The organism is Actinoplanes sp. CA-030573 (assembly GCF_050951115.1).
In the GTDB taxonomy this organism is placed as follows: domain Bacteria; phylum Actinomycetota; class Actinomycetes; order Mycobacteriales; family Micromonosporaceae; genus Actinoplanes.
In genome coordinates this window covers 6,010,452-6,034,169 of sequence record NZ_CP192038.1, presented here as the reverse complement: position 1 = coordinate 6,034,169, position 23,718 = coordinate 6,010,452, and the positions used below count along the sequence as shown (strand labels likewise).

At 72.3% G+C, this 23,718-nt stretch carries 23 protein-coding genes; 19 read left to right on the top strand and 4 right to left on the bottom strand.

The features are described 5' to 3' along the window. Positions 1 to 49 precede the first annotated feature (49 nt). The gene (locus ACQP2F_RS27925) at positions 50 to 508 is read left to right on the top strand and encodes an STAS domain-containing protein (RefSeq protein WP_433292408.1); all 459 of its coding nucleotides are present in this window, start codon (positions 50 to 52) and stop codon (positions 506 to 508) included. Next, entirely contained in the window at positions 438 to 1,928 is a 1,491-nt protein-coding gene (locus tag ACQP2F_RS27920) for an ANTAR domain-containing protein (RefSeq protein WP_433292406.1), read from the top strand. Before ACQP2F_RS27925 ends, ACQP2F_RS27920 begins: the two co-directional genes overlap by 71 nt. On the opposite strand, the gene ACQP2F_RS27915 is transcribed toward ACQP2F_RS27920, so the two are convergent. Next, the gene (locus tag ACQP2F_RS27915; protein ID WP_433292404.1) at positions 1,925 to 5,509 is read right to left on the bottom strand and encodes an eCIS core domain-containing protein; all 3,585 of its coding nucleotides are present in this window, start codon (positions 5,507 to 5,509) and stop codon (positions 1,925 to 1,927) included. The two genes, ACQP2F_RS27920 and ACQP2F_RS27915, sit on opposite strands and share 4 nt — an antisense overlap. Positions 5,510 to 5,672: 163 nt before the next feature. Between ACQP2F_RS27915 and ACQP2F_RS27910 the strand changes: the two genes are divergently transcribed. The 14 genes from ACQP2F_RS27910 to ACQP2F_RS27845 all read left to right on the top strand — a co-directional run bounded on the left by ACQP2F_RS27910 (position 5,673) and on the right by ACQP2F_RS27845 (position 17,660). Then, entirely contained in the window at positions 5,673 to 6,005 is a 333-nt protein-coding gene (locus ACQP2F_RS27910; RefSeq protein ID WP_433292402.1) for a hypothetical protein, read from the top strand. Between the two features lie 15 nt (positions 6,006 to 6,020). After that, positions 6,021 to 7,664, top strand: a complete 1,644-nt coding sequence (locus ACQP2F_RS27905; protein WP_433292400.1) for a phage tail sheath family protein — start codon at positions 6,021 to 6,023, stop codon at positions 7,662 to 7,664. 15 nt (positions 7,665 to 7,679) lie between these two features. Continuing rightward, positions 7,680 to 8,114 (top strand): phage tail protein, encoded by a 435-nt coding sequence (locus tag ACQP2F_RS27900; protein ID WP_433292398.1) that lies wholly within the window; start codon positions 7,680 to 7,682, stop codon positions 8,112 to 8,114. Continuing rightward, positions 8,111 to 8,470 (top strand): hypothetical protein, encoded by a 360-nt coding sequence (locus ACQP2F_RS27895; protein ID WP_433292396.1) that lies wholly within the window; start codon positions 8,111 to 8,113, stop codon positions 8,468 to 8,470. Before ACQP2F_RS27900 ends, ACQP2F_RS27895 begins: the two co-directional genes overlap by 4 nt. 32 nt (positions 8,471 to 8,502) lie before the next feature. Next, the gene (locus ACQP2F_RS27890) at positions 8,503 to 8,637 is read left to right on the top strand and encodes a DUF6760 family protein (protein ID WP_433307631.1); all 135 of its coding nucleotides are present in this window, start codon (positions 8,503 to 8,505) and stop codon (positions 8,635 to 8,637) included. Continuing rightward, positions 8,630 to 9,088 (top strand): phage tail protein, encoded by a 459-nt coding sequence (locus ACQP2F_RS27885; RefSeq protein ID WP_433292394.1) that lies wholly within the window; start codon positions 8,630 to 8,632, stop codon positions 9,086 to 9,088. The genes ACQP2F_RS27890 and ACQP2F_RS27885 overlap by 8 nt, the downstream gene beginning before the upstream one ends. Before the next feature lie 1,426 nt (positions 9,089 to 10,514). Continuing rightward, positions 10,515 to 11,501, top strand: a complete 987-nt coding sequence (locus ACQP2F_RS27880; protein ID WP_433292392.1) for an eCIS core domain-containing protein — start codon at positions 10,515 to 10,517, stop codon at positions 11,499 to 11,501. After that, entirely contained in the window at positions 11,501 to 12,181 is a 681-nt protein-coding gene (locus tag ACQP2F_RS27875) for a CIS tube protein (protein WP_433292390.1), read from the top strand. The genes ACQP2F_RS27880 and ACQP2F_RS27875 overlap by 1 nt, the downstream gene beginning before the upstream one ends. Then, complete coding sequence (locus ACQP2F_RS27870; RefSeq protein ID WP_433292388.1) at positions 12,174 to 13,823, top strand: VgrG-related protein; 1,650 nt, start codon at positions 12,174 to 12,176, stop codon at positions 13,821 to 13,823. Before ACQP2F_RS27875 ends, ACQP2F_RS27870 begins: the two co-directional genes overlap by 8 nt. A 12-nt stretch (positions 13,824 to 13,835) precedes the next feature. Continuing rightward, positions 13,836 to 14,225, top strand: a complete 390-nt coding sequence (locus tag ACQP2F_RS27865) for a PAAR domain-containing protein (protein ID WP_433292386.1) — start codon at positions 13,836 to 13,838, stop codon at positions 14,223 to 14,225. Between the two features lies 1 nt (position 14,226). Continuing rightward, positions 14,227 to 14,634, top strand: coding sequence for a GPW/gp25 family protein (locus tag ACQP2F_RS27860; RefSeq protein ID WP_433292384.1), 408 nt, complete (start codon positions 14,227 to 14,229; stop codon positions 14,632 to 14,634). Beyond that, positions 14,631 to 16,589 carry a putative baseplate assembly protein gene (locus ACQP2F_RS27855; protein ID WP_433292382.1) on the top strand — a complete coding sequence of 653 codons (1,959 nt, stop codon included), beginning with the start codon at positions 14,631 to 14,633 and terminating at the stop codon, positions 16,587 to 16,589. The genes ACQP2F_RS27860 and ACQP2F_RS27855 overlap by 4 nt, the downstream gene beginning before the upstream one ends. Then, a complete protein-coding gene (locus tag ACQP2F_RS27850) occupies positions 16,586 to 17,149 on the top strand; it encodes a phage tail protein (protein WP_433292380.1) in 564 nt (187 codons plus the stop codon). The genes ACQP2F_RS27855 and ACQP2F_RS27850 overlap by 4 nt, the downstream gene beginning before the upstream one ends. Beyond that, positions 17,142 to 17,660: a zinc ribbon domain-containing protein gene (locus tag ACQP2F_RS27845; protein ID WP_433292378.1), complete on the top strand. Its 519-nt coding sequence runs from the start codon at positions 17,142 to 17,144 to the stop codon at positions 17,658 to 17,660. Before ACQP2F_RS27850 ends, ACQP2F_RS27845 begins: the two co-directional genes overlap by 8 nt. On the opposite strand, the gene ACQP2F_RS27840 is transcribed toward ACQP2F_RS27845, so the two are convergent. Then, positions 17,657 to 18,604 carry a serine hydrolase gene (locus tag ACQP2F_RS27840; protein ID WP_433292376.1) on the bottom strand — a complete coding sequence of 316 codons (948 nt, stop codon included), beginning with the start codon at positions 18,602 to 18,604 and terminating at the stop codon, positions 17,657 to 17,659. The two genes, ACQP2F_RS27845 and ACQP2F_RS27840, sit on opposite strands and share 4 nt — an antisense overlap. Positions 18,605 to 18,654: 50 nt before the next feature. On the opposite strand from ACQP2F_RS27840, the gene ACQP2F_RS27835 reads away from it, so the two are divergent. After that, the gene (locus ACQP2F_RS27835) at positions 18,655 to 18,921 is read left to right on the top strand and encodes an acylphosphatase (RefSeq protein ID WP_433292374.1); all 267 of its coding nucleotides are present in this window, start codon (positions 18,655 to 18,657) and stop codon (positions 18,919 to 18,921) included. Here ACQP2F_RS27835 and ACQP2F_RS27830 read toward each other — a convergent pair. Both ACQP2F_RS27830 and ACQP2F_RS27825 read right to left on the bottom strand, forming a co-directional pair. Further along, on the bottom strand, positions 18,914 to 19,480 hold the full coding sequence (locus ACQP2F_RS27830) for an N-acetyltransferase family protein (protein WP_433292372.1): 567 nt from the start codon (positions 19,478 to 19,480) through the stop codon (positions 18,914 to 18,916). The two genes, ACQP2F_RS27835 and ACQP2F_RS27830, sit on opposite strands and share 8 nt — an antisense overlap. A gap of 176 nt (positions 19,481 to 19,656) precedes the next feature. Then, on the bottom strand, positions 19,657 to 20,955 hold the full coding sequence (locus ACQP2F_RS27825) for a Clp protease N-terminal domain-containing protein (RefSeq protein WP_433292370.1): 1,299 nt from the start codon (positions 20,953 to 20,955) through the stop codon (positions 19,657 to 19,659). Between the two features lie 113 nt (positions 20,956 to 21,068). Here ACQP2F_RS27825 and ACQP2F_RS27820 point away from each other — a divergent pair, with 113 nt between their 5' ends. Then, positions 21,069 to 22,076, top strand: coding sequence for a phosphatidylinositol-specific phospholipase C (locus ACQP2F_RS27820; RefSeq protein ID WP_433307629.1), 1,008 nt, complete (start codon positions 21,069 to 21,071; stop codon positions 22,074 to 22,076). Positions 22,077 to 22,136: 60 nt separating this feature from the next. After that, a complete protein-coding gene (locus ACQP2F_RS27815) occupies positions 22,137 to 23,702 on the top strand; it encodes a diguanylate cyclase domain-containing protein (protein WP_433292368.1) in 1,566 nt (521 codons plus the stop codon). Positions 23,703 to 23,718: the final 16 nt, after the last annotated feature.

Sequence of the window (23,718 nt, the reverse complement as noted above, 5' to 3'; positions counted from 1 at the left end):
GGCCCGAGGTTGATGACCCAGCCGCCCCTGCTCCGTGAGGAGATGGCTGGTGTCCGAAAAATCCCTTTCCGGCATATTCTCGCCCCCGTGCGAGCCGAGTCAGTTCGCCTGGTCGCGGGTTGTCGTCGACGGCGCCGATGTGATCTATCTGTCCGGCGACCTCGACATGGCGACGGTGGACGACCTGCGCGCGCGGCTGATGAACGTCGTCGAGTCGAGCACCGCCGGCGCCATCGTGATCGACATGTTCGGCGTGGACTTCATCGACGCCGGCACCATCGGCGTCATCATGGCCGCCTGGGACGTCGCCCGGACCCGTGGCCGGCGGCTCCGCGTCGACCGGGTGCACGGCACACCGGCGCTGGCGTTCAAGAAACTGGAACTGGAGCCGATACTGATACTCCCACCAGACACGAGCGGTCGCGGGAGGAGTGCGGGTGAGCGGGCAGGACCGGCCGGTGCCGTCCGGGGACGAGCTCTCGCCGGGAGAGCGGATGCGGCGCGCTGACCTGTGGGAGGCCGGCGCCGACGAGCGCGAGCGGCTGGCCGACGAGCGCGAGCTGCTGGCCGACGAGCGGGAGGCGCTGGCCGACGAGCGGGACCGGCTGGCCGATCGGCAGGAACGGTCGCAGGACGAGCGGGAGGCCGACGAGGCGGCACTCGCCGCGGCGGCCGGCGAGATCGAGGACGCGGGCGAGGCGGCCGCCACCGAGGCGGCGGTGCGGCGGGCCGAGGCCGCCGTCCGCCGGGCCGAGGCCGAGCTGGAGCGCACGCGGCAGGCTGCCGACCGGCTCCGGGCTCGCGCCGCCCTGCGCCTGGCCGGCGTCGAGCGGTCCGCGATCGCCCGGCAGGCCGATGCGACAGCCGATGCCGAGGAGTCGGCCTGGTTCGCCGACCGGCGCGATTTCGTCGCGGCCGAGCGCGAGCGCCTGGCCACCGCGCGGGACGGCCTCGCCGACCGGCGGGACGACAGCGCCGGGCTCCGCGAGCGGATGGCCGACCAGCGCGAACACGAGCTGCTCGACCGGGAGCGGAGGTCCGGCCGCCCGGGTGGCGCCGGGCGGCGGGACCGGCCGGCGACGCTTCGCCCCGAACGGGACCGGGCGGCCGACGCCGGGGCGCGGGCCGGCGGCGAGCGCCAGCGGGAACGGGCCACGGCGAGCCGGCACGCCGCGGCGCGGGACCGGGCCCGGGCCGCGGCCGAGTGGGGCCCCCAGGCGTACGGGCCGATGTTGCTCGCGAGTTTCGCCCCGCTGGCGCGGCAGCTGTTCGCCAGCGACAACCTCCGGGATGTGCTGTCAGAAGTCCTGAAGTTCACCGTCGGCGCGGTCGCCGGGTGCGAGTGCGCGAGCGTCACTCTCCACCAGCACGGGCGCGTGGTCGACACGGTGACCAGCGACGCGACCGCCGCCGAGCTCGACGACATCCAGTTCGCGACGGGCATCGGCCCCGGCCCCGAGGCGATGGCGAGCCAAGATCCGATCCACGTGGCCGACCTGGCCACCGCGCCCCGCTGGCCGGTCCTGCGTGCGACCGCGGCCGAGCTGGGCGTGTGCAGCGCCCTCAGCTTCGGCCTGTACGCGCACCGCCCGGCCCAGTGGTCGGCGCTCGGCGCGTTCACCCTCTACGGCGCGGCGGCCGACGCGTTCAGCGACGACGACGAGGAGTTCGGCTCGATCCTGTCGGCGTACATGGCGATCGCCGTGGCCACCGCGATGCGCCACGACGAGATCGACCGGCGCGAGGCCGCGCTGCACCGCGCCCTGAGCACCCGCGACGTAATCGGCCAGGCGAAGGGCATCCTGATGGAACGCCGCCACCTCTCCGCCGGCGACGCGTTCGACCAGTTGCGGCGGGCTTCCCAGCGTCTGAACCGCAAGCTGGCCGACGTGGCGCAGGAACTGGCCGAGACCGGGGAGCTTCCCTAGGGCTGGGCGACAAGCTGTTGCTGGTTGTTGTTCGCGCCGGTCTGGGTGACGCTCCAGCCGGCGCCGGTCAGCAGGGGGATGCCGTTCGTGCCGGGGTACGCCTCGCGGTAGCAGAGCGTCGCCGTCGCGGACTGGGGCATCCAGAAGCGGACGCGGTTGAGGTCCTCGGCGCACGGCGCGCACGGGTTCCAGTCGAACATGTCGATCGTCAGGCTCACCGCGCGGGCCAGGAGCTGGCGGTTCTCGGGCTTCGTGGCCCACTGCACGAACTGCGGCTCGGCGTGGCTGCCGTTGCTGGTGACCCGCCAGTCGAGCTCGCCGGTGTTCCAGGTCAGCACCTGGATGGTGTCCGGCTCGGCCGCCTCCGGCGCGAACAGGAAGCCGCCCGACGCCGAGCGCGGGGTGCCGCCCTTGCCCTCGGTGGTGGTCGGCGGCAGCGCGGCGGGCTGGCTCTCCCACCCGGTCTCCGGAGTCCAGTGCCGGCCGGGCTGCGGGGTGACCCCGGCCAGCGGGTTGCCGGTGACCTTGAGCGTCGCGACCATCCGGACGGCCCGCCGGGGCGGCGCCAGCAGCACCAGCTCCTCGGGCGGGCTGGCCACCGCGATCACCGGGATGCCCTTCTCGGTCTGCTCGCCGAGGCTGAGGCTGACCAGGCCGCGGTTGGAGTACTCGGCCAGGATCTGGGCCAGGATCTCGTCGACGCCGTGCCGCTCGTGCGGCGACTTCAGCCGTTCCACCACGCGCTTCTTCGCGGCCGCCTTCACCCGCGGCGGATCCCACGGCCCGCTCTCGTCCTCGGCCGGATCTTTCGCGCCGCCCAGCCCGAGGGCCGACAGCGCCGCCTTGCCGAGGTCCACGGCCTTCTTGAACAGCCAGTCCAGTGCCTCGTCGATCAGCTTGCGCAGCCCGCCGATCAGCTCGACCAGCTGCTGCGGCACGTCGCCGAGCCCGACCTGGTTGGCGAGGAAGCCGATCGCCACCGGCACCGCCGCCGCCAGTCCCTTTTCGACCTTCTGGGCGCCGGCGGTCACGTTGCCGGCGGCGATGGCGGCGAGCGTGGTCACGTAGTCGTTGACGATCATGAGGATCTCGCGGACGTAGTCGATCACCGACTGGACCGCCTTGAAGAACGCGATCCCGCTGTTGACCACGGCCATGATGCCGGTCGGGTCGAGCATCGAGAGCAGCTTGACCGTGGCCTTCTCGACGATCTCCTGGACGATCCAGTCCTTGACCATCCCGAGCAGCATGTCCCAGAGGTTGCCGAGCTGGCCCTCGACGTGCTTCCAGATCGCCGCGACGCCGTTCTCCTGCACGTCCTTGACGAAGTCGAACGCGCCCCCGGCCATGGTCAGGCCCTTGCGGATCTTGTCGACGACGTCGTGCCCGATCTGGTCGCCCAGCTTCTTCCACAGCTTCTCGGCGGTCACGTCGAGCACCTGCAGCACGAGCGTGAGGATCGAGCGGAACGACAGGTCGGGCGGCTTCTGGATGCCGAGCTTGCCGAGCCCGCGGAAGATCCAGTCGGCGAGGCCGTCGAGCAGGTAGCCGACGGCCCGGTCGATGAACCCGAGGAAGCCCTGTTTGAGCGCCTCCAGCATGTTCATGAGGAAGGCCACCGGGTCGCGCTTGATGTCCTCGATCGCCGCCATCGCCCTGTCGATGATGCTGCCGAGCAGGTCGGGCGGGAAGTTCATCAGCCGCAGGATCAGCGTGACGACGACCTTCAGCACCTCGCCGGCGAACTCGACGATGCGGCCGAGCGGCTCGCCGAACCTCTCCAGGATGCGCACGAACGCGCCGAGCGGATTGACCAGGTCTTCCAGCGAGAGCGAATCCCAGATCGCCCGGAACGTGCCGACGATCATGTCGACGCTGATCCCGAGCCGGGACATCGCGCCTTCGATCTTGGCGGCGGCCTCGGCGATCACGCCGGCCTCGGCGAGCTTCTGGTACGTCGCCTCGCCGCCGGGCAGGAGGGCGATGAAACCCCCGATCAAATTCTCGGCGGTACGCGGCACGGCCTTGCCGGTGACCGGATCCTGCCCGAGGATCACCGTCATCAGCCGGTACCCGCGCAGCTTGCCGGCCTCGCTGCTCAGCCAGTCGAGCAGCGCGTCCTTGATCAGCTTCACCACCTGGGTGAGCACCTCGGACGCGAACGCGCCGATCCGCGCGATCAGCCCCCTGGCCTGAGCGGCGAGCTTGGCCAGGTTGTCGCCGAGCTGGGCGATGTTCGCCGGCTGGATCGCCTCCCAGCCGGCCCGGAAGAGCGCCGACAGCTCGCCGAGGATGCCGAGGAACTGCGCGATCCGCGCGTCCAGCCAGTCGGCCGTCTTCTGCAGCGTGCCCCGCTCGCGCATCTGGGCGAGGGCGTCCTGCTTGCCGATCAGCGTCAGGAAGTCGGCGATGATCTCGACCGTGCTCGCCTCGACCGGCGTGCCGCGCAGCGGATCGAAGTGCAGCACCTTCTTCGCGAGCTCCCACACCGGCGTGCCCACCAGGTACTTCTCCGCGAGCCCTACGGCCGCGTCCCGGATCAGCTGCACGATGGCGTCGAGGATGCCGCGCACGAAGGACAGCGCGTCCGCGTACAGGCCGCTGACATGCCGCCGGACGATGGCGATCGCGCCCTCGGGGTCGGTGAGGTCGATCTCCTTCCAGGCGGCGTCGACCTCGCCCTGAATCCGTTGCAGGGTCAGGTTGCGCTCGCGCAGGCCGTCGTCGAGCAGCCGGTACGCGCCCTGGACCACCCCGAGCTCGATCAGCTTGTTCGCCACCACGCTGCCGAACGGGACCAGCCCCAGAACGCCGCGGGTCAGGCTCTCCGGATTGCGCTCGACGGTGCGGTTGGCGATCGGGTCGTAGCCGGCCACCACCGTCAGCATGTCGTAGCCGGGAACCGTGCGGACCAGGTCGGCGATCGCGCCGGAGAGGAAGCCGCCGGAGTCGCGGAACACGCCGACCTGCTGCTGCGCGACGTGGGTGGCCTCGTGCGCCATCAGCGGCAGGTCGGCGGCCGACTCGCCGGCGCCGAGGAAGATGTGGCCGCCCGCGGTGAACGCGCGGGCGCCGAGCTGGGCGGCGGCGCGCTGGGCGGCCGGGTCGGCGTGGACCCGCACGCCGGCCATCGGTACGCCCAGGTACTGCTCGATGCGGGCGCGGACCTCGGGCGGGATCGGCGCGCCGGTCCCCGGTGACGCGATCAGCTGCTCGAGGCCGGGCGGCGTCTCCGGCGGCTCGCCGGCGTCCGCGCCCGGGCCGGTCAGCCGCGAGATGGCCGGGGGCGACCCGAGGCGATCGGTGGTGATGCCGTCGGCCACGGCGTCGGCCTGCCGCTCGTACGCGTCGCCGGGTCTGCTCACGCTGAGCTTGGGCTGGGTGATCAGCCGGGCCATCGCGCGGCTGCCCCCACCGGCCAGAGCGTGGAGCCCGGCGTCGTGCCGGAGCGGGCGATCGGAGGTCAGCCGCCGCACGACGATGTTGCTCTCCGCGGCCTGGACCCGCGACTGCGTGGGTGCGGGCGAGGGGACGGGCGGCTGCTCCTCCGGGACGGGACCAAGCCGTTCCGACAGCTTCACCGCCCCACCTCCTGACAGTCAGGATCGGTGGCGCGGCACGGCGGGCACAAGCACCCGGCGTCATGCGTGCACCTAAGGCTGCACCGCCGCACCTTATGACCACGCGCGGACGCGAGGCACGCTCATCCCGGCGGCGAATACCGCTTCGAGCGGGGGTGGGGCGATGACGCGGGTCCTGATGGGGGACTTCCAGGCCCTGCATCGCCTCGGGCTGGAGCAGATCCTGCGGGTCGACGGCATCGAGCTGGTCGACACCAACGGCGCCGACGTGCTCGACAGCTTGTGCGAGGCCCTGCCGGACGTGATCGTCCTGGACCTCGACGAGCGCTCGACCGGCGACCTGGTGCACGTGATCGTGCATCGGTTCCCGCGGGTCAAGGTCGTCGCATGCTCGTCCCGGCATCCGCTCATGCGGGTGTTCCCGCCGCTGCACTACGGGGAGTTCTACGAATCCGACCTTGACCCCGCGCTGCTGACCAGCGCGGTGCAGGCCTGACAGGGGGAAGACTTCATGGCCGCGTCGTACGGTGCACCGGGCGTCTACATCGAGGAGCAACCCAGCGGCTCCATGCCCATCGAGGGGGTGGGCACCGCCGTCGCCGCGTTCGTGGGCTTCACCGAGCGCTACGACGCCGAGCAGGGCGACCCGACCGACCCCGCCGGCGTCAAGCCGCAGCTGGTGACGAGCTGGCCGCAGTTCGAGCGGGTCTACGGCGGGTTCGTGCGGGGCGCCATGCTGCCGCACGCCGTCCGCGGCTACTTCGAGAACGGGGGCGGCGCGGCGTACATCTGCCGGATCCCCACCACCGACGGCGACGGCAACGAGGGCGGCAAGCCGACGCTGATGCTGCCGTCGGCCGACAACCCGGGTACGCCGAGCCTGCAGCTCTCGGCCGTCGAACCCGGGCGCAACCTCGAGGTCGAGGTCGTCCCGCCGGCCCCGGCCCCGCCGCCGCAGGAGGGCGAGGGCGGCGGCGAGGCGCCACCGGCCAACGGCAACGGGGAGTACACCCTGCGCGTCTACGAGGGCGGCGCCCTGCGCGAGGAGCTGAGCGGCCTGCAGTTCTCCGGCCGCAGCGCCCGCACGGTGGAGAAGACGGTGAACGACCGCTCCAAGTTCGTCCGCATCGAGGTGCAGCCGCTGCAGGGCGCGTCGCTGGCCGAGCGCACCCCGGCGCCGGGCCGTTACACGCTCGAGTCGCCGCCCGTCTCGTCCAAGTCGGTCACCCCCGCCGACCTGGTCGGCAACGAGAGCGAGCGCACCGGCTACCAGGGCCTCGCGATCGCCGAGAACGTGACCATGGTCGCCATCCCCGACCTCGTCACGGTGGCCAGCCGCGAGGACGGCTCGGTCGACGAGGAGATGTTCCTCGGCGCGCAGAAGCAGCTGATCGACTTCTGCGAGGCCAGCCACAACAAGATGGCGATCCTCGACACCCCGCCGGGGCTCAACGCGACCCGCGCCCTCGAGTGGCGCTCGCGGCTCGCCCGCGACTCGGCGTTCGGCACGCTCTACTACCCGAACGTGGTGGTCAGCAACCCGCTCGCGCGGCCCGGCGCGACCAACGGCGAGCTCTACCTGACCGTGCCGACCTCCGGTCACGTCGCCGGCGTCTGGGCCCGTACCGACGCGACCCGCGGTGTCTGGAAGGCGCCGGCCAACGAGGCGCTGCGCGGCATCGTCCGGCTCGAGACCGACGTGACCAGCGGCGAGCAGGACCTGCTGAACCCCGACGGCGTCAACTGCATCCGGTCGTTCGGCAGCTACGGCACCAAGATCTGGGGCGCCCGTACGCTGGCCAAGACCGACCCGAGCTGGCGCTACATCAACGTCCGCCGGCTGTTCAACTTCGTCGAGGAGTCGATCCGGCGCGGCACCCAGTGGGCGGTCTTCGAGCCGAACGACTACGACCTGTGGCAGCGGGTCAAGCGCACCATCACGTCGTTCCTGCGCGGCCTGTGGATGCAGGGTGCGCTCGTCGGCGCCACCCCCGAGCAGGCGTTCTACGTGCTGTGCGACGACAGCAACAACCCACCGTCCTCGGTGGACGAGGGCCGGCTCATCGTCGAGATCGGCATCGCGCCGGTGAAGCCGGCCGAGTTCGTCATCTTCCGGATCAGTCAGTGGCAGGGCGGCGGAGCCGCAAACGAGTAGCAGGGGAGGGTTCCCATGCCCGATTTGATGACCACCTTCCAGTTCGTGCTGGAGGTGGACGGCATCGAGATGGCCAGTTTCCGCAAATGCTCGGGGGTCGAGTCGGAGACCGAGACCATCGAGTACAAGGAGGCCACCAAGGAAGGCAAGATGATCATCCGGAAGGTCCCCGGGGCGATGAAGTGGAGCGACATCACCCTGGAGCGCCGGATCGACTCGTCGACCGCCCTGTGGGAGTGGCGCAAGCAGGTCGAGGACGGCGACGTCGACTCGGCCCGCCGCAACGGCTCGATCGTCATCAAGGACTCGATGAAGACCGAGGTCGGCCGCTGGGACTTCGACCGCGGCTGGGTGTCCAAGTGGACCGGCGCCGAGCTCGACGCCGGCAGCAACGAGATCGCCACCGAGAAGGTGGTCATCACTCACGAAGGGCTGCGCAGGTCGAAATGAGCGGGCTGCAGACCGAATTTCCGTTCACGCTGCCGAAGGGCTTCGTCGACGACGACGGCACGCTGCACCAGACCGGCGTCATGCGGCTGGCTTGCGCGCGGGACGAGATCGAGCCGCTGCGCGACGGCCGCGTGAAGGAGAACGAGGCGTACGCCACGGTGATCGTGCTGGCTCGGGTGGTCACCGAGCTCGGCACGGTCCCGCGGGTCACCACGAAGACGATCGAGTCCCTGTTCGTCTCCGACTTCTCCTACCTGCAGGACCTGTACCGCATCGTCAACTTCCAGGACCCGAGCATCCTCGAGGCCCTGGAGCCGGGCGCCCCTTTCCCGCCGGCGTCCGTGGAGGTGGGTTAGGGCACTACGCGCACGACGAGCTCTGGCAGGAGATCGCCTTCCTGGCGTACCACCTGCACTGGGATCTCGACCGGCTGCTCGACCTGGAACACGGGGACCGCATCCGCCTGCTGCGCGAGGTGGGCGGCCTGAACGAACGCGCATGGCAAGGAGTGACCGGTGGCTGAGGCGCACACGATCGACCCGCCGTTCGTCGGCAAGTTCATCTTCAAGATCGGCACACTGCAGATCGGGGCCTTCACCGAGGTGACCGGCCTGGCGGTGTCGGTCGACGTGGAGGAGCTGACCGAGGGCGGGCAGAACGCGTACACGCACAAGCTGCTCGGCCGCATGCGCTGGCCGAACATCGTGCTCAAACGCGGCCTCACCGATTCCGACGCCCTGTTCACGTGGCTGCTGAAGTTCTCCGGCAACGGCCTGAACAGCGCCGGCAACAAGGTGGTCGCCGAGACCGGCTCGATCAGCGTGCTGACGCCGGCCGGGAAGCCGTTCCGCACCTGGTCGCTGACGGACGTGAAGCCGGTGAAGTGGTCGGGCCCGCGCCTGGCCGCCTCCTCCCGCGACCTGGCCATCGAGGAGCTGGAGGTGTGCCACAGTGGCTTCACGGCCGCGACGTGAGGGCCTGCGGCGTGCGGCCCGCTTCGTCGCCCGGCTGCTGCCCCGGTCCCTGAGGCCGGGGTTCACCGGTTCCTCGGCGGGTGCCGCCGGTTCCAGGTTGAGTGCCGGTGGGTCCGCCTTGGGTGCCGGCTCCGCGGTGGGCGCCGCTGGTTCCGCGGTGGGCGCCGGCGGCGTTTCCGCGGTCGGCGCCGGTCTGGCCGACAGGCTGCGCGTGCGGGCGCCGTGGTCGCTCATGCGGTGGTATCGCGCGCTCCACCCGGCCGGCGGGGGCACACCCGCCGCCGCCGGCGGCACCGGCGGCACGTCCAGCTCTGCTCACCCGGGCGCGCGTTCGCCGGGCTCTGCTCACCTGGGCGCGCGCAAGCCGGGCGCTGCTTACCTGGGCGCGCGCACGTCCGGCTCTGCTTACCCGGGCCCGCGCACGTCCGGCTCTGCTTACCTGGGCACGCGGGGCGGGTCGGACGGGATCGGGCCGGGATCGGTCGCGCGGCGATCGGTGCTGACTTGGCATGGTGGGCCGGGCGGCGGGCGTTCGGCCGGTTCGGCGCGGCCGCCGCTCACCGACGGTGGGCGCGGATCTCTGGCCGGTCCGCCGCCGGAAGGCCCGGAGGTGCGGCCGGGGAATGAGCTCACGATGGGCTTCGGGCCGGGCGGGCTGCTGTCGAGCCTGGCCGTCCTTTCCGGACTTTCGAGCGGCGATCGTGCGGCGGGTGTCGGCGGTTCTCGTTCTGTCCGCGGTGCTGTAGCTGCCGGCGGTGGCGTCTCTGCCGCTCCTGCCGGCGGTGGCGCAGCTGCTGCCTCTGCCAGCCGTGACGCTTCTGCCGCCATTGCCGGCCGTGGCGCTCCTGCCGTTTCTGACGCCTCTGGCGGCGGCGCCACCGCGGCCTCTGCCGGTGGTGTCTCTCCTGCCGGCGGTCGGTCGGTGGATGGCGGCTCGGCCGGGCCCCGATCGAGGGGTGAGGCCGTTCGGTTGCTTGGACTTCTCAGGAGGACCGGGACGCTCGGTTGGACCGGGTCTCCGGGCGAATCGCCGACCGTGGGAGCGGGGCTTGCCGATGGGTTGCGCGTGCGCGGTTGGACCAGGGTCAACACGGAGCCGGCTGGGTTGGGCGAACCCAACGGCGGGATCGACGGACGAGGTGCATCTAACGGTGGGATCGGTGGGCTGGGCGCGCGTAGCGGCGGGCTGACCGGGACCGGCGCGGGGCGGGCGCTCGGGCACGAGAGGCGCTCACTGCGCGATCCGGAGAGCAGCGACGGGCGCGACCGGCGCGACCTCCGCGACGGGCGCGACCTCCGCGACGGGCGCGATAAGCGCGACGGGCGCGACAAGCACGGCGGAGGCGGCCGCGGGGTCGGGCGCGGTGACGGGCGCGATGGGCTGCGGCGGGAACCGCTGGTGGGGCGGCCGGTTGACGGGCCCACCGTGAGTGACCCGGCCGGCGTGGACGGGCTCCGCGTGCTGGGGTCGGCGTCGCTGCCGCCGGGTAACGTGCCCGACCCGGCGGGAGCCGTCACGGTCACGCCCCCGCGGGTGGAGGCGGCCAGTCCGCGCGAGCGGTGGGAAGCCGCCATCGCGGCGCGGCCGCTCGAGGCGCCTCGGGCGTTGCCGGTGGCGTTGCAGCCGATGGCGTCGGCTATCAGTGGGCGGGCTCGGCCGCCTCTGTTCACGACCGGGCCCAACACGCGGCGGGCGCTGGCGGCGGCCGGAGCGCTGGGTGCGACCACCGGGACCGTCGTGCATCTGCCGTCGGCGCCCAGTGGGTCGGCGGTGTCGGCGGTGCTCGCGCACGAGCTTACGCACACCCGGAGCCCGGTGCGGCGGCCACGGTTCCTGCTCGACGGGGTCTCGGCGCTGCTCGATGACGACGAGCGGAGCGCGCTCGCGGCGGGGGCCGCCAGGGCGCAGAGCATGGGCGCGGGGATCGTCGACTCGCTGCCGGTGGGCGGGGGCGGGCTCGGTGGCGTCAGCGAGGTGGCCACCCGGGCGGCGCGGGCCGCGGTGATCGAGGCCGCGGGAAGCCCGATGGGCGGGGCGTTCGGCGGGCTGCAAAGTGCGGCGGGCGGGGCGTTGGGCGGGCTCCAGAGCGGGGCGTTCGGCGGGCTGCAGAGCGGGGCGTTCGGCGGCCTGCAGAGCGCGGCCGCCGGAGCGCAGAGCGCGATGCAGGGCGCGATGTCCGATGTGGAGAACGCGGCGGGCGGCGCGATGTCGGCGGTCAGCGAGTCGGTCGGCGGCGCGGCCCACGCGGCGGGTGAGGCGGTCGGCGGGGTGGCGCAAGGGATCGCGGGCGTCGGCCAAGCGGTGTCGGGGGCGGCCAAGGCCCTCGATCCGGACCAGGTGGTGGAGATCGTGGAACGCCGGCTGCTGCGGGAGATCGAGCGGCGCGGCGGGCGATGGGCGGGGGTGTTCTGATGGCGGGTGTGCCGACCGCGCCGGCCAAGGCCGAGCTGCGGACCGAGAACAACGAGGTCATTCCGTTGCTGTTCAACCCGTCCGAGCTGACGATCACCAAGTCGGCGTCGTGGAACGCGGCCGAGAGCAAGGGCAACAACGCGCCGCTCCTGAAGTTCTCGGCGGGGCAGCCGGGAACGCTGGCCCTGAGCATCACGCTCGATACGACCGACAAGGGCACCAGCGTCACGAAATATACGGACAAGTTGCTCACGCTAGTGACCGTCGATCCGAAGCTGCCGGGCTCGGACAAGAGCCGCAACAAGGCCCGGCCGCCCTGGGTGACCTTTCACTGGGGACCGGTCACCTCGTTCAAGGCCGTCGTCGAGCGGCTCACCCTGAAGTTCACCTACTTCGCGGCGAACGGCATGCCGCTGCGCGCCAAGGCCGACCTTTCCCTCAAACAGTACGAGGACGAGGCCATCAAGCCGCTGCAGAACCCGACCTCGCACACCCCGTCGCTGCAGACCGTGCACCGGCTCGGCCACGGCGAGACGCTCGACCGGCTGGCCGCCAAACACTACGCCGACGCCACCCGCTGGCGGCTGATCGCCGAGGCGAACAACGTGGTCGACCCGCTCGCGCTCGAGCCGGGCATGCTGCTGATCATCCCCGAGCTCCCGGTGCGGCGCCGTGGCTGAGGAGAAGCGGCGGCTCGACGGCGTCGTGATCACCGTGGACGGCCGGCCGCTGGCCCCGGAGATCTACCCTCAGGTCGCGCTGGTACGGGTGGAGGAGTCGGTGCTGCTGCCCGACTACTTCGCGATCCACTTCGACGACGCCCACTTCGAGCTGTTCGACAAGGGTCAGTTCACCATCGGCACCCGCATCGAGATCGCCTTCCGGGCCGAGGGCGACCCGATGGTGGTCACCACCGGCGAGGTCACCGCGATCAGCGTCGAGCCCGGCATCTCCGGCCGGCACGAGCTGGTCCTCACCGGCTTCGACCTCACCCACCGGCTGGCCCGGGTGCCGAAGTCGCGCAGCTTCCAGCGGGTCACGGACGCCGACATCGCCGCCCGGATCGCCGGCGAGTACGGCCTCGACGCCGAGGTCGACGCGACCGGCGCCACCCACGAGTACGTGCTGCAGGCCGGCGAGACCGACTACGCGTTCCTGCGCCGCCGCGCCGCCCGGATCGGCTTCGACGTCTGGGTCAGCGAGAAGAAGTTCTACTTCAAGAAGACCCCGCGCTCGACCGCCACCCCGCCCAAGCTGACCTACGGCAAGAACCTGTCCCGGTTCAGCACCCGCTTCTCGGCCGCCGAGCGCAGCGACGAGGTCGAGATCCGCGGCTGGGACCAGCTCGGCAAGGAGGCGATCACCGGCCGCTCGGACACCACCGACCCCGGCACCGACGCCCCGGCCGCCGCCGAGATGGCGGACGCGGCCCGCCGCGCGTTCGGGCGGGTGAAGCGCAACGCCGGGCAGTTCCCGGTCACCGACCAGGCCGAGGCCGACGCGCTGGCCGGATCGCTGCTGCTGCGCGCCTCCGGCGAGGAGGTGTTGCTGCGCGGCGAAGCGGCCGGCGACCCGCTGATCGGGGCCGGCGCCAAGGTGCACATCGAGGGCATCGGCTCGCGGATGACCGGCGACTACCGGGTCACGGGAGTCGAGCATTCCTACGGGGCCACCCGGCCGTACCTCACGCGCTTTGTCTGTGGGGGTAAGGAGCCGGCCGGTCTGGCCGATCTCACCGGCGGGGCGACGAGCGACGAACGACGGGGCTGGTCGGGGCTGGTGGTTGGGATCGTGACCAACAACGACGACCCCGAGAAGCTGAGCCGGGTACGGGTGAAGTTCCCGACGCTTTCGCAGGACGACGAGAGCGCGTGGGCCCGGCTCGCCACCCCCGGCGGCGGCAAGGAGCGCGGCCTGCAGTGGATCCCCGAGGTCGACGACGAGGTGCTGGTCGGCTTCGAGCTCGACGACACCACCCGGCCGGTGATCCTCGGCGGGCTGTGGAACCGCAAGGACGCCCCGCCCGATCCCGGCGCCGCGAGCGGGGGAGTGGTCAAGAAGCGGATGCTGGTCTCCCGCAAGGACTCCCGGCTCACCTTCGACGACGACAAGCCGCAGATCGAGCTGCTGCTCGGCGGCACCTCCTGCGCGATCAAGCTGGAGAAGTCCGAGTCGAGCGTCACCGGCGAGCAGAAGCTGGTGGTCAGCGCCACCAACGTCGAGATCAAGGCGACGTCGAAGCTCTCGCTCTCCGGCAGCCAGGTCGAGATCACCGCGTCCGGCCCGCTCACCACGTCCGGCAAGCCGATCAAGTTGAACTGAGGGGAGGCGACCATGCCGCAGCCGGCCGCACGCCAGAACGACCCGGTCACCGGGACCGACATCCACATCCTCATGGTGCCTTCGCCGGGTGGTCCGGTGCCGACGCCGACACCTTTGCCGTACGCCGGGCAGCTCGCCCTCTCGCTCTCCACCGACGTCCTGATCAACGGCCGTCCGGCCGCGACCCAGGGCAGCAAGTCGCAGCAGACGCCGCACATCCCGCCGTTCCCGTTCCAGCGGCCGCCGACCAACCAGGGCACGGTCGTCATCGGCTCGCCGACCGTGCTCGTGAACGGTAAGCCGCTGGCCCGCATGGGCGACCAGGTGGCCACCTGCAACGACCCGGTCGACGCCCCGACCAGCGTGATCAGCGCCGGTTCCCCCGACGTGCTGGTGGCGTGACATGGCGAGCGACGACTTCATCGGCAACGGCTGGGCCTTCCCGGCCGCGATCAACCGCAACGGCAGCGTCCGGCTGGTGACCGGCACCGAGGAGGTGGACGCCGCGATCCGGATGATCCTGTCCACCGTTCCCGGCGAGCGGGTCATGCGCCCCGACTTCGGCTGCTCGATGTGGGAGCAGCTGTTCGCCCCGCTCACCGCCGGCACCCTCGGCCTGATCGAGCGGGCCGTCCGCGAGGCCCTGGAACGGTGGGAGCCGCGGATCGACCTCGAGTCGGTCTCCTCGATCCCGGAGCAGGAGACCGGGACCGTGCACATCACGGTCGCCTACCGGATTCGCGCGACCAACGACGTACGAAATCTGGTGTATCCGTTCTATACGATCCCGACCGAGGAGCCGGCGTCATGAGCCTGCCTGCACCAGATCTCGACGATCGCCGGTTCCAGGACATCGTCGACGAGGCGAAACGGCGGATCAACCGGCTGTGTCCCGACTGGACCGACCACAACGTCTCCGACCCGGGTGTCGCGCTCGTCGAGCTGTTCGCGTGGATGACCGAGATGACGCTGTACCGGCTCAACCAGGTCCCGGACCGGCTCTACATCAAGTTCCTGGAGCTGGTCGGGGTCGAGCTGTTCTCGGCCGTGCCGGCCCGCGCCGACCTGCTGTTCCGGCTCACTGCCGCCCGCGACGACGTGGTGCGCGTGCCGGCCGGCACCCAGGTCAGCACCGAGCGCCGCGACGACGAGGCGCCGATCGTCTTCCTGACCGACTCCGAGCTGCAGGTCACCCCGCCGAAGCTGGTCGCCTGCCTGACCCACGCCGGCGACCGCTACGCCGACCACTGGGAGGAGCTGCGCCGCGAGGCCGCGACCGTCCAGCTGTTCCCGACCCTGCAGGTCGACGAGGCCGTCTACTTCGGACTGCAGGACTCGGCCGCCGGCAACCTGCTGCGGCTCGACGTCACGACCGGGCCCGAGGGCGCCGGCGTCGACCCGCGGCGGCCGCCCCGCGTCTGGGAGGCGTGGGACGGGCAGACCTGGAAGGGCGTGCGGATCCTCGAGGACACCAGCGCCGGCTTCAACAGCACCGGCGAGGTGACCCTGCTGCTCCCGATGCGGCACGAGGCCCTCGCGATCGGCTCCCGCCGCGCGTACTGGCTGCGGTGCCGTCTGGTCCAGGCGGTCGAGGGCCAGCCGGAGTACACCAACCCGCCGATCCTCGAGCAGCTCTCGGCGGTCGCGCTCGGCGGCGCGGTGCCGGCCCACCACGCCGAGCCGGCGCCGGCCGAGCTGCTCGGCACCAGCAACGGCCGCCCCGGCCAGGTCTTCCAGGTGCGCCGGGTGCCGGTGCTGCCGCGGCGCTTCGACGAGACCGTCCGGGTGGTGCTGCCCCGCCACGAGCGCACCGGCGAGCCCGAGGAGCAGGAGTGGACCGAGGTCGCCGACCTGGCCGACGCCGAGGACGACGACCGCGTCTTCACCTGGTCGGGCGCCACCGGCGAGATCCGTTTCGGGCCGCGGGTGCTCGACCGGGAGGGTCGGGTGTGGCAGCACGGCGCGATCCCGCCGATCGACGCCCAGATCTACGTGACCGGCTACCGGTTCGGCGGCGGCCGGCGCGGCAACGTCCCCGCCGACCGGCTCACGATCCTGCACACGTCGATCCCGTTCGTGGCCGGGGTGACGAACCTCGACCCGTCGACCGGCGGCGTCGACGCCGAGACGGTGGAGAACGCGAAGGTGCGCGGCCCGATGCTGCTGCGCGGCGGCCGGCGAGCGGTGACGGCCGAGGACGTCGAGCGCCTTACCCTGGACGCGGCGCCGAGCGTGGCCCGGGCCCGCTGCCTGCCGCCGGACAACCCGGCCGAGCCCGCGCGCCTGCTGGTCGTGCCGAGGGTCGACGTGGCGCCGGAGAACCTGACGCTCGACGATCTGGCGCTCTCCGAGGAGCTGGAGGAGCAGATCAAGGCCTACCTCGAGCCCCGCCGGCTGCTGACCATGCGGCTGCGCATCGACGCCCCGCGATACCAGGGGGTCAAGGTGGTCGCGGAGGTGCGGGCGGCGCCGGGCGTACGGACGGAGACCGTGCGCGAGCGCGCCGAGCGTGCCCTCTACGAGTACCTCAACCCGTTGACCGGCGGGCCGAGCGGGCAGGGCTGGCCGTTCGACACCGACCTGCGGCTCGGCGACGTCTACGGCGTGCTGCACGGCTCGTTCGGCGTGCAGGGGGTCGAGGCGGTGCACTTCTTCTCGGCCGATCTGCGGCGCAAGCGCACGCTCGACCAGGTGGAGCAGCGGTTGCGGTTGCTGCCGGAGGCGCTCTTCATGTCGTACGAGCACCGGGTGGTGGTCCAGCAATGACCGGTCGCGCCGGCTGGCTCGTCGACCAGCTGCCCCGGGTGATGGGAACCGACCCGGTGCTGCGCGACTTCGTCGCGGCCTTCGAGCAGGTGCACGACACCGTACGCGAACGGATCGACGCCATCGAGCACCAGGTGGACACCGGTCTCGCCAGTCCCGAGATGCTGTCCTACCTGGGCTCCTGGCTGGGCGTGATGCTGGAGCCGACCGATCCCGCCGAGTACCGGCGCAGCCTCGTCCGCGAGGTCGGCAAGCTGCTCGGCTGGCGTGGCACGCGCTACGGCGTCGAGGCGCTGCTGCAGGCCGCCACCGGCGCCCGGGTCACCGTGATCGACGCCGGCGGCGTCTACGGCAGCAACGACAAGGTGCCGCCGCCCGACTCGGTGGTGGTCGTGCAGATGGACCACACCGGCCACCTGACCGAGCGCCAGGTGATGGCGTTCCTGCAGAGCGAGCTCCCGCTCGGCGCGAAGGTCCAGCTCGACGTCCGCTTCCAGCCCCAGCCCGCCCGCGGCCGCGCCCGCCCACCCGGCAGCGTTAACGGAGACGACAATGCCTGAGACGTACGGCTCGGTCCGCCAGATGCCCTGCCCCGACTGCGGCAACCCGGTCCAGCCCGACCGCGACCAGCTGTGCCCGAACTGCGGCTACCCGCTGATGTTCCTGCGCAAGGGCGGCGGCGACCACGACGCGCAGGCCCAGTCGATCCCGCGCAGCCCGAGCCCCGGCGACGACGCCACCAACCTGCGCGTGATCCCGCAGCCGGTGCCGCAGCCGCGCACCGACACCCGCCAGTTCCCGGCCGGCGACTACGGCGGCCCGCCGCGCGGCCAGCAGCAGCTGCAGTGCCGCAACTGCGGCTACCCGAACGACATCGCCCGGGTCCGCTGCGAGCGCTGCGGCTTCGAGATGCGCCCGGCCCGCCCGTCCCAGCGCCAGCTCGGCCCGGCGATGTACCAGCAGGCCGCGGAGCGCCGCTCCGGCTTCAACTGGCTCCTGCTCCTGCTGATCCTCGCCGTGGTGGCGCTGTTCGCCATCGCCGCGACCCTGGTCTGGCTCTACCTCGGCTAGTACTTCAGGTACTGCCGGGTCAGCTTGGCGACCTTCTGCACCAGGGCGATGCCGCTCTCCATCGACCGGTTGTCGTGGGAGAGGACGGCGACCGAGACGCTGACGTCGTCGTCCTTGGACACCCGGCCGATCGTGTTGACCGCCCACAAGCCGCCGTCGGCCGAGCGGGTGTCCCAGCCGTTCTTGACCGTGGTCGTCTCGCCGGCCTTGGCGATCGACGGTACGCCCCAGTCCTGGGCCTCGCTGACCGTGTTCATCAGGGTGAACGCCGTCTTGCGGGAATCGGTGTCGAGCGGGCCCTTGGTGTCGACCAGCTCGGACAGCAGCCGGATCTGGTCGTCGGCGGTGGTGCGGGTCAGGCCCCAGCTGCTGTTGACCACGGTCTGGCTCAGGCCCAGCCGCTTGTTGCACCGGGTGAGCCCGCTGCGGCCGCCGACGTGCTGGAAGAGCGACGTGGCGGCGTTGTTGTCGCTGAGCCGGATCATCGGCTTGGCCAGCGTCATCTCGCCCGAGGTGGGGTCGTGGCCGGCATCCTGGTCGTGCAGCAGCATGCAGGCCAGGATCTGCGCCTTGACGATGCTGGCGGTGTCGTACTTCTCGGTGCCGCGGTACGCGTACCTCTGGCCGGTCTTCTTGTCGAGGACCGCGACCGAGAACTCGGGTGAGGTCGCGTCCAGCTTCTTGAGCGCGGCGTCGAGCTGCTTGACCCGCTTGGCCCGCTCCGCCTTCGCCAGCTCCTCGGGGCTCGGCCCGGTCGGCGAGGGCGACGAGGGCGACGAGGAGGGGGTTTTCGTCGCCACCGGCGTGTCGCCCACCATCACGGAACTGGGCGAGAGGCCCGCGGTGCCGCCCTTGTGCAGGCCGCGGGCGATGAGGCCGCCGCCGCCCAGGACCACCACGGCCGCCACCGCCACCGCAAAGATCGCCACCCGGTTGCGCCGCACCCGAGCATAGTGCCGTCTCGGGGGCCGGTTATCAAACTAGGCTGAGGCACGTGGTGCGCAAGCGTGTGCTGGTCTCCGGCCTGGTGCAGGGTGTCTTCTTCCGCGACACCTGCCGCAAGATCGCAGGTCAGCAGGGTGTCGCCGGCTGGGTGCGCAACCTGCCCGACGGCCGGGTCGAGGCCGTCTTCGAGGGCGATCCGGAAAGCGTCGACCGGTTGGTCGCGTGGGCCGGCCGCGGCCCGTCGTCGGCGAGGGTGACCGGCGTCGAGGCCGTCGAGGAGCCGGTCGAGGGCCTGCGCGCGTTCGAGGTCAGGTGAGGGCGAGCCGCATGACCACCCGGCGCGGCGACGGCCGGGCGGTGACCGCGAAGCCGCACGCCGCGAAGAGTCCCTCGGTGCCCAGGTAGCGGTCGTCCCGGTGTGGCCCGGGCCCGGCCAGCGGAAACCCCTCGACCGCCGCGGCGCCGTGCTCGCGGGCCATCGCCACCGCCGCCGCCAGCAGCTCACGGGTGAGGCCGGCGCGCCGCGCGCCGGGCCGCACGAAGAAGCACGGCACGAACCAGACGTCGTCGTCCTCGGCGTCGTCGTGGCCCTTCATCAGCGGGGAGCGCAGGACCCGGCCGTATCGCGACCGCGGCCCGGCCGCGCACCAGCCGACCGGCCGGCCGTCGTCGTCGTAGGCGAGGACGCCGGCCGGCGCCGGGGACGCGGCGACGAAGCGCTCGAAGCGCTCCCGGTTGGCGCCGCTCCAGCCGGAGTCCATCTCCTTACTGGTGAGCAGGAACCACATGCAGTGGCAGCCGCGCGTGATCGAGCTCGCGCCGAACAGCTCGCCGACGTCGGCGAGGAGGGTCGCGTCCACGGGCCGGAGCTCCACGACCGGTCAGCCTAGGGTCTGTCCCGTGGATCACGCGAGTGCGAGGCGCGGTCCAGGTGGTGGCTGGCGTCGGCCGCGAAGCGGCCGCATCCCGGTGTTGGATTCGGGCGTTTCGCGGACGCCGTCAGGCGCCGCCTGGGCCTCGCCGCAGCCCCGCGTGATCCACGGGACAGGCCCTAGCCCGCGACCGCCTCCCGGACGGTCTCCGCGCTGACTGCGCCTCCGCCCGAGCGTGCGCACGCCTCGTCGAGCAGGTCGACCGCCGCGCCGGGCAGCACGCCGGCGGCCAGCTCGGCGGCGGCGGCCAGGGCCGCATCCTCGATCTCCACGCCGTGGTGGGCGGCCAGTCCGGGCCGTATTGCCTCCAGCATCGCGACCGCCTCCGCGGCGGACGGCGTCACCACCTCCACCTGCTGGAACAATGCAGAAATATCCGCATTGGTGGCGGAGCCCGTAGTGATCATCTGCAGGTCGCCTCGGGCCAGCGCCGAGCGGACGAAGGCGGCCACCAGGGGATCGCCGCCGAAGGGCGCGAAGTCCGCGGTCACGACGATGAGGTCGCGCCGGGCGTGGATCTCGGCGAGCAGCAGGGCCATCCGCCGCTCGGTCTCGACCCGGCCCTCCGCGCCCGCCGGGACCAGGGCGAAGTCGACCGCGTACAACGTCTTGTACCGCAGGGGATGCGGCGCCGCGCCCCCCGCGATCAGCCCGGCCACCGCCGTGGCGATGGCCATCCGCCCCGAGCCGGGCGCGCCGATCAGCGCCACGTTGTTGCGCTCGCGCCGGCTCAGGATCTGCACGACGCGGGTGACCTCGGCATCCCGGCCGACGACCGGGCTCAGCGCGCCGGGGTCGATGCCGCGGCCGAAGCGGTCGAGCGCCGGCACGGCCGGCGCGAAGCCCCGCAGCGGCCGGGTGAAGGGGAACGGCGCCGACGCGGTCGCCGCGGCCGGGACGGAGGCGCCGGCCGCGCCGGCTCCCGGGCCGGGGGCCGCAGCGCCGGCCGCGGCGGAGGCGCCGAGCGCCGTCGAGGGATCGGGCGACGAGGCGGCCATCGTGGCGATGACCTGGCGACGCAGCTCGTCGGGATCGGCGCCGAGCTTGCCGAGGATCTGCACGGCCGCGCCGTCGCTCTGGCGCAGCACGCCCAGCAGCAGGTGCTCGGCGTCGATGACGAGGTGGCCGAGGCGCAGCGCCTCGCGCATCGCCTGCTCGATCGACCTCTTGAGGGGCGGCGTGAACGGGATGTGGCCGCCGGGCGGCTCGGACCCGAGCCCGATCGTCGCGATGATCTCCTGGCGGACGGGCTCGGCCGTCACGCCGGCGTCGGCGAGCACGCGGGCCGCGTCGCCACCCGAGGCGATCACGCCCAGCAGGAGGTGCTCGGTGCCGATGTAGTCGTGCGTGAGGAGCCGGGCCTCCTCCTGGGACAGGACGACGACGCGCCGGGCGCGGTCGGTGAACTTCTCGAACATCGGCGGCCTCCGCCGCTACCTGAACGCCGGATGAAGGGAACGAGCACATACGACGGTACGGCAAAGTCCGGCCCTTCCGCCGTACCACATCGATCGATATCTTTCCGTACGTGATGCGAACGAAGCTCATGTATGCCGTCGGCGCGATCGCGCTGACCGCCGCGCTGCTCGCGATGCCGACCCCGGCCGGCGCCGCCGACTCCGCCTACCGGACCCTCGGCGGCGCGACCAACCCGGACTGGATGCGCGGCCTGTCTGGCGCGACCAGCCTCGCCGCCCTGTCGATCCCCGGCACCCACGAGACGATGGCGATCCACGGCGGCGCCTGGACGCAGACGCAGGAGAACTTCGGCGACAGCGGCGGCACCCTTGCGGCCCAGCTGAACGCGGGCATTCGCATGATCGACATCCGGGCCCGGGTGAACACCGGCAACACGTTCACCATCCATCACGGCGCCACCTACCAGAACGCGAACTTCGACGACGTCCTCGGCCGGCTCACCGCCTTCCTGGCCGCGCACCCGGGCGAGACCGTGCTGATGCGGCTCAAGCAGGAGTGCACGGGGGAGATCGGCTCCTGCTCCGACGCCACCGGGATGAACCCGTTCACCAGCATCTTCGACGGCTATGTCGCCCGGTACCGCGCGCTTTTCTGGTCGCCCGCCGTCACCGGCAACGCGCCGGCGCCCACTCTCGGCGAGGCCCGCGGCAAGGTCGTGCTGGCCGTGCTCAACGGCGCGCGCGGGGGCCGCTACGACGGCTACGGCCTGGCCCAGTTCCGGGACTGGAACGACGGCAGCTCCACCTACGTCCAGGACAACTACACCGTGCCCAACGTCGGGGCGATCGCGACCAAGCGCGACCAGGTGCGCCGGTTCCTGGACGCGACGAGCGCCGGCGACCCCACGAAGCTGTACGTGAACTTCGCCAGCGGGGCCAGTGTGTTCGCCCAGCCGCAGCAGGTGGCCGGCGGCGCGCTCGGCGTGCAGGGCGTCGACCCGTTCCTGTTGACCTACCTGAACGAGGGTCCCGAGGTGCACGCACCGGTGGTACGGACCGGTGTGCTGATGCTCGACTTCCCGGGCGGCGGCCTGATCAACAAGATCATCACTGTCAACTGAGAGTGCGGTTTCGCTGCAAGGGCGGTCGCCCGGTGCCGATAAGGCGCGGTGGGAGGGCCGATGAGCGAGATCGCGCAACAGGCGGCAAGGTGGCTCGAGCGAGCGCAGAGCGGGCACGCGGAGGCCGCGCTCGACTTCGCCGAGTCGATGCTGGCCGAGGCCACCGGCGACATCGCCGATGGCCCCGCCTGCATGCACTTCGTACGGGCGGTCGCCCTCGCCGGCCTCGGCGAGCCGGAGCTGTCGCTGGCGGCGCTGGACGTGGCCGCCCGCGCCGCCGAGCGCGACGGCAGCCCGGGCTGGCGCTCGTGCGCCCTGGCCACCAAGGCCGCCCACCTCATGCGCATCGGCGACACCGGCCGCGACTTCGACGAGATCCTGCACGACCTCGTCACGGCCGAGATCCTGGTCGCACACGAGACCGAGCCGATCGCGGCCGTCAACGCCCGGGTCGGCGTCGCCATCGGCTATTTCGAGCTACGCCTCTACGAGCTGGTCGGCCCGCACTACGACGCCGCCTACGCGATGAGCCCGCCCGGCAGCGGCAACCGCGCGATGTGGCTGTTCAACCAGGCCGAGCTGCACTTGTTCTGGGCGCTCGAGCTCTACCAGGTCGGCCAGGTGGCGGCGGCCGAGGAGCACACCGCGGAGGCCGAGCGGTACGCGTTGCGGGCCGCCGACGAGGCCGACGGGCCCGACGCCGGGGCCTGGCGCGACCACGCCATGCTCGCCGCCGCCTGCGCGAAGGCCGACCGGACCGACCCGTGGGGCCCCGCCGCCGAGATCGAGCGGCTGCTCGTGGTGCTGGAGGGGCGGGGGATGCCGGCGGCCGCGCTGGCGTTCAGCCGCCCGTTCCACGCCGTGGCGCTGCGCCGCTCGGGCCGCTCCGAGGCGGCCCTCGAGGTGATGCGCCGGGCGATCGCCGACCTGCCCGCCGACGCCGGCTGGCTGATCGTCTCGGCCACCCAGCGCACCTACGCCGTGCTGCTGGCCGCGCACGGCTCGGCCGACGCGGCGGTCGGCCTCGCCTACGGCGACACGCTGGCCGGGGCGCTCTGGCGGCAGCGGCTACGCACGTTGCAGACGGTGGAGGCGATGAAGTCGCTCGAGCTGCTGCGCCTGCAGCACGAGCAGGCGGCGCGGGCGGCGGCGATGGACGCGCTGACCGGCATCGCCAACCGCGGCGCGTTCGACCGGGCGGTGCGGCAGGCGCAGGCCCGGCCGGCCGAGCTGGTCACCGTGCTGCTGATCGACACCGACAAGTTCAAGCAGATCAACGACACGCGCGGGCACGCGGCCGGTGACGACGCGCTGCGGGCGATCGCCGCGGCGCTGGGCGCTCAGCTGCGGGAGGGCGACCTGCTCGCGCGGCTGGGCGGGGACGAGTTCGCGGCCCTGCTGCCGGGCGTCCCCATCGCCACGGCGCGGACCATCGCGGCCCGGATGGTGGAGGCGGTCCGCGGCATCCCGGACTGCCCGGCGACGGTGTCGATCGGGGTGGCGGCCGCCTACGCCGCCGACCTGCCGGACGCCCTGCGCCGCGCCGACGAGGCGATGTACCGGATCAAACGGCGGGGCGGCGACGGCGTGGAGGACTGTCCGGGGGAGTCCGCCTGGGCGGCCTGATGTGACGCCGGTCACC